Below are 14439 nucleotides of genomic sequence, written 5' to 3'. Positions count from 1 at the left end.
CATTTGCACTACGCATTCCGGATTGATTTACCGGCATTTAAATCGGGTATATCTACGCTGTTAAAATAAGAAACTACCTGTTAATTTTGACTTATTAATCAATGTAATTATTGACCTATAAATATCATTATATAGTTACTATTTTATAAATATGATTTTCCTAACTTAATAGGATTTACTTCCACAATAAGAGCTAATTAATCAGGTTTAACCATTACGTATTAACCATTAAAATTGGTATTGATGAAGGAATTATCATGCCTTTTTCTTGGCTGCTTTCCAGTGAAATTTTACTGCATTAATTAAAATAAATCTTGTATTTGATTAACTATTTTACATACTTCTAAAACCATTTACAAAATGACTGCAGACATCATTATTGACGAACAATCCGTGCAATTATCCGGCCGTGTAGCATTCACCGCCACCGACCAGGAACCCACAGTAAACGGCCCGATTGCCGGACTGGCTTTTCATGACCGGAGCAACCCCGAGAAACGCTATGTTTTATATGGAGACCAGGGAAAAATCAGGTTATGGCAGGACGGCGCCGGAGACCTGGCACTCATCGCGGCGCCCGGTACCCTCTCCGCCAAAACTGCCGATACCGAAACCGTTGTTACCAATAAGATCATCATTAATTCGCATCCTGGCGGCCAGAACGGCATATTATTCCGGTGGGAGGATAAGGTTCCTGTGCTGATCGGAAAAGGAGCTCAGCCGAGGATTGTTGAACGGGAAATGGATTTAGTAAAGACCATTGATGAACTGGAAGACAAACTCGCAAAACTGACAGAGCGGCTGCGCGCCGTAGAAAGCAAGGTTGGCATTGTTTCGCCAATTGTTATCGGACATTAAAAAACTCCGGTAACGTATATTAATTTCCGGTAGTCTAACAAGAACCTGTATTTACCGGCAGGCAGATGATTTTTCGTCACCTTCAGACGCACTTTTTATGTATTCATACAAGCAACAATTGGCTAAAATCGGGTATCATCCACAGGATGTAGTTCAATACAGCAAGTTCTTTCTGGCACCCCGGAGTTTCAAGATGCTAAACAGGTCTATGGACTTTCCGGGTAAAATATGGGAGGATATTCCAGGTGTGGAACTTGACAAAGACTGGACCGACGAAATCCAGGGATGTGCAGCTGCCAATAACCACTGGTACCTGGTTTCCAACAAGGCAGATAGTCCACGATTACTGGTTTTTAATGGGAAAAGTATTGTTAAAAGCTATAATCTTTCCTCCGTTCCGAAACCATCAATTCCGGGCTTTGAATTTTACCATTTTGGATCCATACTCATCAATGGGCAAAGCATTTATATTGACCATTGGGATGGAACTACGGGTGGACATATTATGGAATTTCGTGGCGACGGATTGTCCAATCTGAGTTTCGTAAGGTGGATCCCGCTTGGCCTGGTTCATGGAAGAGTGGGCATGCTGGCCATTGATTTTGAACAACAGGTGGTTGTGACTTCCGGAGGCGAAAAAGACATTTCCAAAGTGTATTTACATTCCCTCGAAACTGGCATGTACTTAGAAGGCAAGACGTTACTGCTGGACCCGCCGATCCAGGATGGCTGCTATGCACAAGGCGGATTCTGGTCTCCCAACAATCACCTTTACATTTCGTCGGGCCAGGGTGGAATTCTGGACCAGGCGAAGGGACACCAGTACATCTATTCGTATTCACCGCTCAATGGAAAGCTGCTGAACACCATACCCGTAACCACGCTGGAAGGAAGGCAGGAACTCGAAGGATGTTGCTATGCCGATGTGACAAGGGGCGGCAAAAGGGTTCAGATCCATGCCGTGCTGCTGGAAAACGAACCCGTCGCGAAGGACGACATTTACATCAAGTCCTTCACAGCGGACCAGCCGGAGTTTATCTAAACCATTCATTCTTAACATCCCACCAATATTGTCGCGCATTCTTATTCAATGCGAAAGTGACAGCAGCGCGCCAATAAGCCGGAGCAAGTCAGCGGCCAATACCGGTACAATTGATCATCATCATCTAAATGAATCAGCTATGGCAACTATTGCAGTGTCCAGTGTTCTGGACAAGCTGGGTATATCGTCCACGCGAAAGATGTTTGAAAAAACAGGCTCGCCGGAACAATCCCTGCGAAAACAATCCCAGATTGCAGCGATCAACATTCTTTACAACAATAATAAATCATTCCGCGGACCGCTCGGATTCCCAATCAGCGACGTGATTTTCGAGGGGCAAAAGGCCTACCGCGATTATGCCGGCGGACAGTTGTATTTTACTTCGGATACACCCCAGGGAAGCGAGGAGGTGACGGTTGCCCAGGTCCGGTTCGTCGGCTTCCACTGCAATGAAGAATCCGATGAATGGTCGGGCTCGGATGAGCCATATTTCATCCTGAGCGTTGCAGGTGCAAATGGTTCAAATACGATCAGAATGGGGCCTTACAGCAAAGTAAACGAAGGTGAACACCGGTTTGAAGCGGTAAATATCATTTCTGTGGGAGATATGGTGACCCCGCCCGTGGTACTGGGGATCGTGGCCATGGAGCAGGATCAGGGAAGTCCCGAAGAGGCCGAAGCGAAGGTCCGGAAGGTATTTGAAAGTATCGAGGAAAAATTCGATGCGGTAGCCGGCGAGCTTACCGGCACTGACACGGGAAGCCATGTTTTACCCGAATGGTCCCGGGATATCCTCCTGGGGTGGATTCCCGAGGGAGCCGCTGCCCTGTTCGGTATGGGTGATGACGAAATTGAGAAAACGGCGACGGTACTTTTTGATAACAAGGCCGACCTGAAAGAATGGAAGGCGCCCGCCATCATCGGAAAGCATGGCAACAATGAATATAACCTTGTTTTAAATGCAGGCCGGGAAAATGAGGGCGACTACCAATGCTTTTTCAAGGTCGATCTCTTCAAAGTGACGGTCGAGATTGTTCCGTTTGCAGCATCCTGATGCCGTATCAGAGCGAAAGGTCCTCGCGCTCGGGCGTGACGAGCAGCAAGAGGCTTTTCGGCAGGGAAGTATCCGGAATAGGCGCTTTTCTCCGCTTTTCTGACCGGTTTTTGATAACTTTTCTCACCAGTAACACAGCCGTTTTATTGACAACCCCGAGGGATATTCTCTGGCGTGCACTACCGGCATTTGCGACGTCAGCAGCCGGGTTTACCGAACCGGCGGCAGGTTCAACGCGTGTATTTTCCATGGATGAATGATCATTTGAATGTTAGGCAATGCTGGAATGATTGAGGTACCTGGTAACAAAATCGCATTCAGGAGCAATTTCTGTGCCTTATGGCTCTGCCGGAATGTTATGAATTCGTTAAGAAACAATTTCATCAATAAAGCTCGTCTACGGGTTATTCGCCGCCTGCACGCAGGGCTGGCGGATCGTTGCAAAATCAATCTATTATTTCCATAGGTTGATTGGAGAAAGTTCTTTTTGATGATGCCCTCAGGCACGGATCTTTACACGTGAGAGGCCAATCAACAAACAAACTGAACCATGTCAAACACCGTAGTAGGAATTTTCGAGTATGAGAGCGACGCGCAGAAAGCGCAGGCTTATTTGCTGGCAAATGGTTTTTCCGATGCAGATGTAGATGTGAAAACGGCATCATACCAGGCAGATGCTTCCGAAACTTTAACCAGCAACCGGGATGAAGACCTGGGCGATCGCGTGGGTAACTTCTTTAAAGATCTTTTCGACGGAGACGAGGATGAAACCAGAAGGTATACAGAAGCAGGCCGTCGCAGTACAATCGTTACCGTACATGCGGCTACTGTAACGGAGGCGCAGGCGGCAGCAGCGATCCTGGATCAATATGGAGCTGCCGATGTAAATGAAGGCGATGATACGTACTCGGCCAATCAGGCTTATACGACTCCGGTAACGGACACTTCGCTCGTTTCGGATGATGCTACTACTTCCCTGCCTGTGATTGAAGAAGAATTGCTGGTTGGAAAACGTGAGGTGGAAACAGGCGGCGTACGCCTGCGGAGCCGTATCGTGGAGCGGCCGGTTCAGGAAAGCATTCGCCTTCGTCAGGAACGCGTAACGATCAACCGCACACCTGTTGACCGCGTTGCATCCGAATCAGATTTCGATACTTTCAAGGAAGGAACAATCGAAGTGCGGGAGCATGCCGAAGTGCCTGTTGTAAGTAAAGAAGCACGTGTGATCCAGGAAGTAAGCCTGAGCAAAACTGTTGAGGAGCATGATGAGGTCATCAATGATACCGTCCGCCATACCGAAGTGGACGTTGAAGACCTTACCGATGAGGAAAAACTAAGACGTTCAGGTCTTGACCTGTAACATAATTATTAATTAAGAAGAGAGCCTCGGTTTGTACTGAGGCTCTTTTTTTTGTCAAAAAAGCCTATCAAATGGTTTACCTCACCAGTTAATCAGTCCATCCCCTGCTTTGTGCAGTTACTACAAATGTCACGGCTAACAATCTTTTCCCATGTCCAGTGCTGAACGCCCGGTTGTTCGTTTCTGAACAAGGTTTATCTAACCAAACACTGATAATCAGGCAAATAGATTCCGTACACGCATCCGGCATGCCATTTGATTTAACTTATAGTATCTAATATACTTCGCCCAAAAAGATGAAAAGAACGGTGCTCGGAGAGTTGGAGGAGCTTGTACTCCTTGTGGTAGCGGCCAGCACTGAGCAGGTTTATGGAGTACCTGTGATGCAACAACTGAAAGTCCATACCGGTCGCGACTTTTCGATCGGCGCTGTGCACACCACGTTGTACAGGCTGGAAGAAAAAGGATTTCTTTCCTCGTCCGTCGGCGGAGCAACCAGTGAGCGGGGCGGCAGGCGCAAACGCCTGTTTGCAATTACGGCGGCTGGCGCGCAGGCACTGGCAGAGATCAGGGGAATGCGAGAAGGACTATGGCAGGAAATTCCGGCAGAAAAATTGAAATTACTAGGCCTGTGAAAATGGAAAACCAAAACCCGGAAGGTTCTGACCCCAAAATCCACATACAGCCACCCCGTTGGGCTGACCGGCTGCTTGAATGGTTTATAGCGCCGCATTTACTGGAATTTATACAAGGCGATTTGCACGAAGCTTTTTATCATACCGCTGCATCGGCAGGCGTGCAGGCAGCCCGGCGTGAATACCTGTGGGAGGTAATGCATTGCCTGACCCCATTTTTTTACAAACGAAAACCTTTTACCACCTATCCCAGACCATCCATGACTGCTATGCTGCAATCCTACTTGACCACCGCCCGGCGTAATCTTGCCAAAAACAAATTGTATACAAGCATCAACGTATTCGGTCTGGCATTGGGCATGGCCTGTACGCTGCTGATTGGCATGTGGGTAGCAGACGAACTAAGCTACAACCGTTTTCTTGCGGGCGCAGCGGATGTTTATCTCGTCCGGATCAATGGAACCAACCGCAATACAGGAGAAATCGGCACAGCCGAGATCACACCCGCACCCTTGCAGGAGGCCATTTCCAAGGATGTGCCCGAGGTAGCAGCCGCAACCAAAATCAATCCGTGGATGGAGCTGCTGGTGAAAGTGGGTGAAAAAGGAGCCAAGGAAAAAGGGTACTATGCATCGGACGCTTTCTTCGACGTGTTTGACCTGCCTGCTTTACATGGCAACCCGCGGGCTGCGCTTTCCCAAACCAACCAGATTATCATCACCGGGAAAATGGCCGACAAGTACTTCCCGAACACGGAAGCGCTCGGCAAAACCATTCAGTTGAACAATGAGAAGTTCTACGTAGTGGGCGCGGTCCTGAAAGATCTGCCCGCCGCCTCTACACTCCGTTTTGACTGGATCGTCAACTGGAAGGAACAGGAGCAGCCCTGGCAGAAAACCTGGGGCAACAGCTCCTTCCTTACTTATGTACGCCTTCGCCCAAACACTTCCGCAGCCAGGGCCGAGGCCACCATGAAGGGCATTTTCCCACGTTATACTGATAAGGAAAACACCAGTGTTCCCATCCTTCAGCCAATTACGGACGTGTACCTTTATGCGGATTACAAAATGGGAAAGCCCGTGGGCGGCCGCATTGAATATGTACGCGTATTTTCACTGGTAGCAGGTTTTATACTATTGATTGCCTGCATCAACTTTATGAACCTGGCGACTGCCCGCTCGGCTACACGGGCCAAAGAGGTTGGCGTCAGAAAGGTAGTTGGCGCATTCCGCTCGGCACTGATCGGGCAATTTCTGTGCGAATCCATTCTTACCAGCATGCTGGCAGTGGTGCTGGCTGTGGGTACCGTCTGGATTACCTTGCCTGTCTTCAATGAATTGTTTGCTAAAAAACTGGCACTCGACCTGAGTGATCCGGCGCTCTGGGCAGCTACCCTGATCCTGACGCTGATTACCGGACTGCTGGCCGGGAGCTACCCTGCCCTCTTCCTGTCCTCATTGAAACCCATCAAAATCCTGAAAGGCAGGTTGCAATTTGGAAGCGGACCGGCACTTTTCCGCCGCACGCTGGTGACTTTTCAATTCTGTTTGTCCATTTTCCTGATCGTAGGGATGCTTACCGTGGGTAAACAAATGCAGTACCTGCGTACCAAGCATCTCGGGCTCGACCGCGACAATGTAGTGTATGTGCCGCTGGAAGGCAATGTCGCCAGCGGGCCAAAGATGGAAGCTTTCCGGCAGGAGATCATGCGGCAACCCGCAGTGGTGTCCGCCACCGTGACCGGCATGCTGCCTATCAATATTCAGGCGACTTCGGGAGACCTGTCCTGGCCGGGCAAAGATCCTAACCTGGAAACCACGGTGACAGCCATGACGGTCGGTCCCGACTTTATACGTACCATGAACATCCGGCTCGTGGACGGACGGGATTTCCGGGCGGGGAGCCTGGCTGATTCGTCGGCTTACCTGATCAATGAGGCCACAGCCCGGCTGATGGGCGTCAGCAATCCGGTGGGCAAGGAAATCAAATTCTGGAAAGGAAATGGCAGGGTGATCGGGGTTATGAAGGACTTCCACATGAGCTCGCTGCACCAGGCCATCACGCCCCTTGTCGTCACCTACATTCCCGAAAACTCGTCGTACCTGCTCATCAAAACGCGTCAAGGTAAAACAGAAGAGGCCTTGGCCGCGCTCAAAAAAGTGACCCGGGACTTCAATCCGGATTATCCGTTCACCTACCATTTCCTGGATGAAGAATACGAAAGCTTGTACCGGAGCGAGCAGCAGGTGAATACGCTCGTCAACTACTTTGGCATCCTCGCAATCCTGATTTCGTGCCTGGGCTTGTTCGGACTTGCGGCATTCACCGCCGAGCAGCGCACGAAGGAGATCGGGGTACGCAAAGTACTTGGCGCCAGCGCATCCAACATTGTCGGGCTTTTGTCTTCCGACTTCATGAAACTTGTGGTGATTGCACTCGTACTGGCTTCGCCGCTTGCATGGTGGGCGCTGAGCACCTGGCTGGACACTTTTGCGTATCGTACGGGATTGAGCTGGTGGATATTTGCAGTATCGGGCGTGGTCGCAACCTCCATTGCGCTGCTGACCGTGAGCTTCCAGGCAATCAAAGCTGCGTGGGTAAACCCCGTCACCAGCTTACGCTCTGAGTAAATAATGGATTGCTGTAAAGTTGATTTAAAACCGAACTCAGGGACTGGTAATGATTTTAACCGCTGTTACTTAACCGGCGATTCAAGATCGCTCAGCGTATCCGGAATGCCGTCACCAATGCTTTCGCGTATGATCCTGCCATTTTCGCCGGGCACCGCGCTGTGTCTGTAACCAGAACTGCAGGCTGTCGGCATCACTGGCAGCCCGCACCCGGTTTTCTCCGTCAGCAGCGTTTTTCAGGTCGGATTGATACGGCAGCTGAACCTGCGCCTGATACCGTATCCAGTCAGCCTGGGATTCTGATCTGACAATGTCAGATTTAGCAGGATCATTTCCATCCAATATCACCGTGGAACCCGTGCTAGTTGAAGCTTGCGCGAAATTCGAGGGGAGAGAAGTTGGTTTTTGATTTAAACAATTTACTAAATGACTGCGGATGCTCAAAACCCAGCTGGTAAGCAATCTCCCCCACAGTCAGGTCACTGAACGTCAGTATTTCTTTGGCTTTTTCAATGAGCTTGTTATGGATATGCTGCTGGGTATTCTGGCCGGTCAGCGCGCGTAACATATCACCCAGGTAGCGGGGTGAAACATGGAGCTCATCGGAAAGATACTGCACGCTGGGCAATCCTTTCAGCAAAGCCGTTTCATCATTGAAGTAGTTGTGCAACAGCAGGTCCAGCTTTTCGAGCAATGCATTATGGATGGGCTTGCGGGTGATAAACTGGCGCTTGTAAAACCGCTGACTGTAATTCAGCATTAATTCCAGCTGTGAGATCAGCACATCCTGGCTCAGGTCATCGATGGCAGTTTCGAGCTCGTCACCGATATTCCTGGCGATGCCCGTGATCACTGATTTTTCCTTGTCGGACAAATGCAGCGATTCGGCGACTGTGTACGAGAAAAACCCGTATTGCTTCATTTTGGAATCCAGCGGATAATTTCTCAGAAAATCGGGATGAACCAGAAGTGTAAAACCCCGGGTCGATTCACCCGTTTGCACGCCGGTCAGCGGCTGTCCCGGAGATGTAAAGAACAATCCACCCTCCTGAAAATCATAGGTAGTTTGTCCATACCGCATCCTGCAACCCGCCGATTCGTTGTAGGTGATATTGTAAAAATCCATGGCGAAGGTTTCGGCGAGCATTTCAGCCGTGATCTGCACCTTGCTGTAATCCAGCAGGCTGATCAGCGGATGCAGCGGCTGTGGCAGGCCAAATGCGCGCTGCATTTCGGCGATGGAGTGGTAAACGCGTGGTTTGAGGTGTTCTCCTTTCATAGGATCTGATAAGTTATTGCCGGCGAAAATTGTTCCCATCCGCGCCGGCAATGCACTTGTTTAAACAGCAGCCAGCATTTGTTTAATTCCCTCCCTGAAAGCCTCGTCGCCTACGGCAAGGCGCTGTGCATACAGCTGCTTCGCATCCTCACCGCATACGTAGCGCAGGGTATTTGTACCGTCCGTGGCGGCTCCGTAAACCACCTCGGCGATTTCCGCGGATGTAGTATGCACCTGCTCGGGGGCAATCACTGCCATAAATTTGCTGGTCAGATCTTCGTATGCCGGGTGCGTGGCGAATGTGGATTTGGAGCTGATTTCCGTGGCGACAAGCCCCGGCTCAATGGTTTTGATTCCGATTCCCAAAGCATTCAGCTCATACGACAAGCTTTCGGCCCATCCTTCGATTGCGAATTTGCTGGCATCGTACATGGAACTCACCGGAAAGCCCATGAGCCCCGCCGACGAACCGGTGGTAATAAAAAGGCCGGCCTTCCGCTCACGGAAATAGGGAATAAAAGCCTGCGTCACCCGCACTACACCAAAGAAGTTTGTGTCCATTTGCTGTACCAGCTGCTCGTCACTGATAGCCTCCAATGCACCCAGCAAAGCATAGCCTGCATTGTTGAACACCACATCAATATCACCCAGGGCCAGCGCCTGCCGGGTTGTTTCGCGGATTTGCGCCGGATTGGTAACATCAAGCGGCAACACCGTCACATTTTCGAGCAGGTTGAGTGCGGTTTCATTTTCGGGTTTGCGCATGGTGGCAATCACACGCCAGCCCCTGGCTGCAAATAGTTCGGCCGTGGCCCTACCGATTCCGGTGGATGCACCGGTAATAAAAATCGTCTTTTTCATTTGTCTCATGTATTATTTTCACAGGACAAATTTCAGCTGTACCTGGCTTTGGCTTGTAGCGGATGTGGAAAATATTGTAGCCAAAATGGTTGGCGACCGCCCGGCTTAGCAAAGGTTTTTATCAGTTTTACCCGGCTGGAAAGTCAACAGGCATTTCCGGCAAACATGTAAACTTTTGTAAAAGAAAAAATGAAAAAGCAGATCACCCTAGATGGAAACCGGATTGAAGATATATCATCATTCTACGATGAAATCAATCGTGTTTTTATGCATTCAGAAACGTGGAAGATCGGTCAGAGCCTGGATGCGTTCCATGACCTGCTTTATGGTGGCTACGGTGAACTGGTAAATTCGGAACCGATGGAGCTGCATTGGACTAATCTGGATAAAAGCAGGCAGGTACTCGGACATGCGGCAACCAGGGCGTACTATATGGAAAAGCTTGCACCGGGCTCACCCTACAACAAAGCGCTATTTTATGAAAAACTGGCCGCCCTTGAAGCCGGGCAAGGTGAAACGTATTTTGACCTGGTACTGTCCATAATTGCCGAACATCCGAACATTGCATTGAGAGCCGGCTAGCAAAGCTGCATGCTGCATCGTGGCACGAGCCGCGCTGATTTTACATTACACCAGCCTCTGCCTGATAGCCAGACTGACCGCTTCGGTGGCGCTGTTTACGTACAGCTTGTCGTAAATGTTCCGGATGTGATTGTTGACGGTATTGTAAGATATGCTGCACGCTGCCGCAATGAGTTTATAGCTGTAACCTTTAACCAGTAATCCCAGGATCTCCTTTTCGCGCTCCGTCAGATGGTAGTCTTTTTCCATCGGCGTTTCACCTGAAAAGTGCCGCAGCACCTTCGCAGCGACGCTGCCGGTCATGGGGGCGCCTCCTTCCAGCACTTCCCTCAGACTTTCCAGGAAGCGCTCCGGACTTGTTTTTTTCAGCAGGTAACCGTTTGCTCCCGCCCTCAGACTCCCGAAAATTCGCTCATCTTCTTCAAAGTTCGTCTGGATCAGCACGGGCAATGCATTGAAATGCTTCCTGATAAGGCGGGTGGCTTCAATGCCGTCTATTCCGGGCATGTCGATATCCATGAGCACCAGATCGGGCCTGGAACCGATGATGTCGGCTACCAGGTTGGCGGCATTGTGAAACGTCCCTGTACAAGTGAACTCACCGGAAAGGTTCAGCAGCATGGCCACGCTGCTGAGCCTTTCCTGGTTGTCGTCGAAAATGATGATCCTTGAACTCATTGTACAAGATTAATAACTAATCAGTTGGTATCAGATAGCAAATATTTGCCATGCAAACGCAGCTAGAAAGCCAGTGTAACCACTGTACCCTCCATCTTCCGGGACCGGATCGTGAGCTTGCCGCGCATCTGGGCGGCGCGGTGCTGCATGTTCGTGAGGCCATTTCCCTGTCCTGCATTGGCCGGGTCAAACCCTTTGCCGTCGTCGCTGATCACCATCACAACATGGCCGTGTTCGCAGTTGATTTTCACGTGTAAACTTTTGCATTCGGCATACTTGGCGGCATTGTTTACGGCTTCTTTAAAGATCAGGTAAAAATTTTTGCGGGTTTGCATATCCAGCTTTATCTTCTCGATCTGATTAAAAGTCTCAAATTGAAACTCAATGCCCCTGGACTCCGCAAGTCCGCTCCCGAAATGGAACATTCGCGCGAAAACATCCTGGATCTCATCATTGTCCGCCTTCACACTCCATACAATATCGCTGAGTCCCTCCTGCACCTGCTGGGCATTTTCTTTTATTTTCTGGACCACCTGCTGGTGCTCAACCTTGTCGATCTGCATGAGCAGCGCCTGGCTGTAAAACGTAATACTGCTAAGCGTACTCCCGATTTCATCATGCATGTCGGCGCTGATGCCGTTCCTTATCCGCTGGATCTGCAATATCTGTCCGAGCCGGTACCGGTAAAAGAAGTAGATCAGTAGACCGATCGCCAGTGTGCTCAGCAGGAAAAACCATGGGGACCGGTACCAGGGTGCAATTACTTTCACGGGAGCCCGCCACTCCTGTACGCCCCAGTCGGCACCCGCTACCGAAACCTGCACCCGCAACTGATAAGTACCGGGCGGCAGGCTGCTCAGCACAAGCCTGTTTCCATTTTCGAAAATATGCCAGTTGTCGTCGTCCCACCCGTCCAGCCGGTAGCGGAACCGGTTGAGGGTCGTATTATGGTAATCAGGGCTCATGAATGAAAATGCAAAAAGGCGGTCGCCGGGGTTAAAAACGATCTCCTTTCCCGGCTGATAGTTCGTGACCGTATCCGGCTTGTTCTGCCCTGCATTGAATTTGGAATAAGCGATGAGCTGCAATCCGCGGTTGTGCTGCGCCTTGGCATGCAGCTGTGCCGGATCAAAAGCGACGATGCCATTCAGGCCACCAAAATAAAGCGTTCCGTCTTTTGCTTTCAGGTAGGATCCATGGTTGAACTCTTCATGCGGCAAGCCGTCCGAAACGCCATAGTTGTAAAACTTTTCGGTATCGGTATTGAAGCAGGATAAGCCTTTGTTGGTACTCAGCCAGAGGTTCCCGCGCTCGTCGGGCAGGGATGCATAAATGTTGTTGTCCGGCAAACCATCCTCTATTGTAAAAAGGCGCGATTTTCGTGCCGCTGTATCAATGCGGATCAGCCCCTGAGCCGATGCGGCCCACAGCGCATGGTTAAACCAAACGCTATGAAAAATCTGCAATGCCGGCAGCCTGATCTTGTCCGTGGAGTCCTGCCCGTAGTGTTCTGCAATGGTTGCATCCTGGTTCAGGATGTACAAACCGTTTGTCGTGCTGACCAGCGTGCGGTGGTGGGTCCAGGGTGTAAAATGGTTCACACGCTGGTTTTTGATATACCTTCCCGGTTTGTCATTAAACAACACCGGCTTCATGTTCCGGAGATCGATCATCGCCATCCCGCCCCAGGTTCCCATCCAGAACGTGTGCTCGTTCAGTTTGTAAAAAGATGTAAACCCACGACCGCTGACAAACGGAAATTCGACCGGATAGTATTCTTCCGTCTCAGGTTCGATCCTGATAAACTGCGTACCGTCCGTGACGGCATACACCTGATCTTTGGCAAAAAGCACCTTGTACGGGATCACGTGCTCGCCGGGGATCGTCCTCGGCCGATGCAGCACCATGTGCCTGTGCCTGACCTTTACAGGATCAATCTGGTGAAACATATAGGTCATGCTGTCGGCGTGGTAGCCATAGGAACACACCCATATCATGCCAGTACTGTCTTCCGTAATGCCCCGGATACTGCTGCCGATGTCGCCCGGCTTTTCCAGGGGCACGCTCAGGTATTTCCGGAATACTTCCTTCGTCAGGGTTATTTTAAAAAGGCCATCAATGCAGGAAATCCAGAAGCTGTCATCCGTGCTCAGGAAAGCTGCAAAGAAAAAAATACTTGCGCCTGATTTCTGCTGCAACCGGGCCGTCAAGGAGGTGAATTCACCCGTTTTCTGATTCAAAAAACCCACTTCCTTGCTTGCCTTGTACCATGTATATCCATTTGTTTCCGGGAAAATCAGGTCGGGAACAAGGGGCACGTCGCCATCCAGCAGGGGGCCAAACGATTGCTGAACAAGGAAATATTTGCGCATGCGGCGTTTTTCGCCCTCCTGCTGGATGTAGTAGATCGTCAGCTCGTCGGTACCGGCTTGTACCACCCCAGCTACCTTCCATTTGCTGGCAGGCTGATCACCACCCAGCAAGCTGATCCGGCGAACAAAATTCGCCTTCGCGCTGATCAGATCCAGGGTGTTGCCCTCCGTGTAGGCATATACCTTTTTCCGGCTGTCTGAAAACAGCTTGGTGACCACATTCTTTAAAGCATTGCCGGTACCCGCAGGCGGAATGTACAGCCCGACCGGAACAGCATCTTTATTAACCTTCACCAGCCTGCCTGCCGCCAGCGCCACCCACGCATGCTGATCCTTGTCAAAGAATATATCCAGGTTTTGCTTGCCCAGCCCTTTGATGTACCGGGATGGATCAACGGTTTTGCAAGTAAAACTGACCGGATCAATGATGCTGATGCCATTATTGTGCGCCACCCAGATGTTGCCGCTTCCATCGGTGCGTACCTGGTTGATCAGTGTGCTGCTGCCGATGGAGCGCGTGAGCAGCCCGGTGAAATTCTGAAACTTGTAACCGTCGTACCGCCAGAGATCCTGACCTGTGCCCACCCACATAAAACCACGTCCGTCCTGAGAAAGGCTGCGGGTATTCCTGCTCGGCAGCCCCTGCTCGGGTCCCAGCAGCTGGATGTTAATCTGTGTTTCCGGTGCCTGAGCAAGGCAGTGATTGGTGACAAATTGTATGGCAAAAAGAAGCCACACCGTTTGCGGGATTTTTACGGGCAACCTGAAAACTTTCCACAGGGCGAATTTCCAATTCATGCAGGGTCGGGCGGCGTTGGTAGCGGAGTTGAGTGTATATGCGGGAAGAGGGTGCTAAAATCAAGCTCGGATCATGTTTGCTGCGGGCTTTTTTTACTGGTGGTAAACCCGGCAAGCGTGTCTTATAGCAATAATTTGCTATTGTACTCCGCACCTACATTTTCTTCTTTTGTCAGGCTTAATACTCAGCACGATTAAAAGCCGGGTACTGCCAGCGGTTACTTCCGAAAATCAGCCGCTTGCTGAATATTATGGTTTTACTCCATGTTTTAACGCTCCTGTTCCATGTC

At 50.3% G+C, this 14439-nt stretch carries 13 protein-coding genes; 7 read left to right on the top strand and 6 right to left on the bottom strand.

Annotation, left to right across the window (positions count from 1 at the left end; genetic code table 11):
• Positions 1–360: 360 nt before the first annotated feature.
• The 3 genes from HWI92_RS04510 to HWI92_RS04500 all read left to right on the top strand — a co-directional run bounded on the left by HWI92_RS04510 (position 361) and on the right by HWI92_RS04500 (position 2954).
• Positions 361–858 carry a hypothetical protein gene (locus tag HWI92_RS04510; RefSeq protein ID WP_204660983.1) on the top strand — a complete coding sequence of 166 codons (498 nt, stop codon included), beginning with the start codon at positions 361–363 and terminating at the stop codon, positions 856–858.
• A gap of 97 nt (positions 859–955) precedes the next feature.
• Entirely contained in the window at positions 956–1900 is a 945-nt protein-coding gene (locus HWI92_RS04505; RefSeq protein ID WP_204660981.1) for a hypothetical protein, read from the top strand.
• A gap of 139 nt (positions 1901–2039) precedes the next feature.
• Positions 2040–2954, top strand: coding sequence for a hypothetical protein (locus HWI92_RS04500; RefSeq protein ID WP_204660979.1), 915 nt, complete (start codon positions 2040–2042; stop codon positions 2952–2954).
• A gap of 7 nt (positions 2955–2961) precedes the next feature.
• Here the strand turns inward: HWI92_RS04500 and HWI92_RS04495 are convergent, their stop codons facing one another.
• On the bottom strand, positions 2962–3204 hold the full coding sequence (locus tag HWI92_RS04495; protein ID WP_204660977.1) for a hypothetical protein: 243 nt from the start codon (positions 3202–3204) through the stop codon (positions 2962–2964).
• A 300-nt stretch (positions 3205–3504) separates the two neighbouring features.
• Here HWI92_RS04495 and HWI92_RS04490 point away from each other — a divergent pair, with 300 nt between their 5' ends.
• From HWI92_RS04490 to HWI92_RS04480, 3 genes are all read left to right on the top strand, one after another.
• The gene (locus HWI92_RS04490) at positions 3505–4314 is read left to right on the top strand and encodes a YsnF/AvaK domain-containing protein (RefSeq protein ID WP_204660975.1); all 810 of its coding nucleotides are present in this window, start codon (positions 3505–3507) and stop codon (positions 4312–4314) included.
• 296 nt (positions 4315–4610) lie between these two features.
• A complete protein-coding gene (locus tag HWI92_RS04485) occupies positions 4611–4949 on the top strand; it encodes a PadR family transcriptional regulator (protein WP_204660973.1) in 339 nt (112 codons plus the stop codon).
• Between the two features lie 2 nt (positions 4950–4951).
• Entirely contained in the window at positions 4952–7579 is a 2628-nt protein-coding gene (locus tag HWI92_RS04480) for an ABC transporter permease (protein WP_229248879.1), read from the top strand.
• Positions 7580–7690: 111 nt separating this feature from the next.
• On the opposite strand, the gene HWI92_RS04475 is transcribed toward HWI92_RS04480, so the two are convergent.
• Genes HWI92_RS04475 through HWI92_RS04465 form a run of 3 tightly spaced genes read right to left on the bottom strand, consistent with a single transcriptional unit; the run spans position 7691 to position 9719 of the window.
• Positions 7691–7927, bottom strand: a complete 237-nt coding sequence (locus HWI92_RS04475) for a hypothetical protein (RefSeq protein WP_204660972.1) — start codon at positions 7925–7927, stop codon at positions 7691–7693.
• Positions 7928–7940: 13 nt separating this feature from the next.
• Positions 7941–8858, bottom strand: coding sequence for a helix-turn-helix domain-containing protein (locus HWI92_RS04470; protein WP_204660971.1), 918 nt, complete (start codon positions 8856–8858; stop codon positions 7941–7943).
• A 60-nt stretch (positions 8859–8918) separates the two neighbouring features.
• Complete coding sequence (locus HWI92_RS04465; protein WP_204660970.1) at positions 8919–9719, bottom strand: SDR family oxidoreductase; 801 nt, start codon at positions 9717–9719, stop codon at positions 8919–8921.
• A 189-nt stretch (positions 9720–9908) separates the two neighbouring features.
• Between HWI92_RS04465 and HWI92_RS04460 the strand changes: the two genes are divergently transcribed.
• Complete coding sequence (locus HWI92_RS04460) at positions 9909–10301, top strand: barstar family protein (protein WP_204660969.1); 393 nt, start codon at positions 9909–9911, stop codon at positions 10299–10301.
• A gap of 45 nt (positions 10302–10346) precedes the next feature.
• On the opposite strand, the gene HWI92_RS04455 is transcribed toward HWI92_RS04460, so the two are convergent.
• Together HWI92_RS04455 and HWI92_RS04450 are read right to left on the bottom strand one after the other, a co-directional pair.
• Positions 10347–10979, bottom strand: a complete 633-nt coding sequence (locus HWI92_RS04455; RefSeq protein WP_204660968.1) for a response regulator transcription factor — start codon at positions 10977–10979, stop codon at positions 10347–10349.
• Positions 10980–11041: 62 nt separating this feature from the next.
• Positions 11042–14149 (bottom strand): ligand-binding sensor domain-containing protein, encoded by a 3108-nt coding sequence (locus HWI92_RS04450; protein ID WP_204660967.1) that lies wholly within the window; start codon positions 14147–14149, stop codon positions 11042–11044.
• Positions 14150–14439 lie beyond the last annotated feature (290 nt).

The sequence above is a fragment of the Dyadobacter sandarakinus genome, assembly GCF_016894445.1.
Classification (GTDB): Bacteria; Bacteroidota; Bacteroidia; order Cytophagales; family Spirosomataceae; genus Dyadobacter; species Dyadobacter sandarakinus.
This window is presented reverse-complemented; position numbering and strand designations above follow the sequence as displayed.

What these genes read in the sequence shown, in the direction of transcription:
- HWI92_RS04510 (WP_204660983.1), top strand. Translation starts at nt 361, where the DNA reads ATGACTGCAGACATCATTATTGACGAACAATCCGTGCAATTATCCGGC.
- HWI92_RS04505 (WP_204660981.1), top strand. Translation starts at nt 956, where the DNA reads ATGTATTCATACAAGCAACAATTGGCTAAAATCGGGTATCATCCACAG.
- HWI92_RS04500 (WP_204660979.1), top strand. Translation starts at nt 2,040, where the DNA reads ATGGCAACTATTGCAGTGTCCAGTGTTCTGGACAAGCTGGGTATATCG.
- HWI92_RS04495 (WP_204660977.1), bottom strand. Translation starts at nt 3,204, where the DNA reads ATGGAAAATACACGCGTTGAACCTGCCGCCGGTTCGGTAAACCCGGCT.
- HWI92_RS04490 (WP_204660975.1), top strand. Translation starts at nt 3,505, where the DNA reads ATGTCAAACACCGTAGTAGGAATTTTCGAGTATGAGAGCGACGCGCAG.
- HWI92_RS04485 (WP_204660973.1), top strand. Translation starts at nt 4,611, where the DNA reads ATGAAAAGAACGGTGCTCGGAGAGTTGGAGGAGCTTGTACTCCTTGTG.
- HWI92_RS04480 (WP_229248879.1), top strand. Translation starts at nt 4,952, where the DNA reads ATGGAAAACCAAAACCCGGAAGGTTCTGACCCCAAAATCCACATACAG.
- HWI92_RS04470 (WP_204660971.1), bottom strand. Translation starts at nt 8,858, where the DNA reads ATGAAAGGAGAACACCTCAAACCACGCGTTTACCACTCCATCGCCGAA.
- HWI92_RS04465 (WP_204660970.1), bottom strand. Translation starts at nt 9,719, where the DNA reads ATGAAAAAGACGATTTTTATTACCGGTGCATCCACCGGAATCGGTAGG.
- HWI92_RS04460 (WP_204660969.1), top strand. Translation starts at nt 9,909, where the DNA reads ATGAAAAAGCAGATCACCCTAGATGGAAACCGGATTGAAGATATATCA.
- HWI92_RS04455 (WP_204660968.1), bottom strand. Translation starts at nt 10,979, where the DNA reads ATGAGTTCAAGGATCATCATTTTCGACGACAACCAGGAAAGGCTCAGC.
- HWI92_RS04450 (WP_204660967.1), bottom strand. Translation starts at nt 14,149, where the DNA reads ATGAATTGGAAATTCGCCCTGTGGAAAGTTTTCAGGTTGCCCGTAAAA.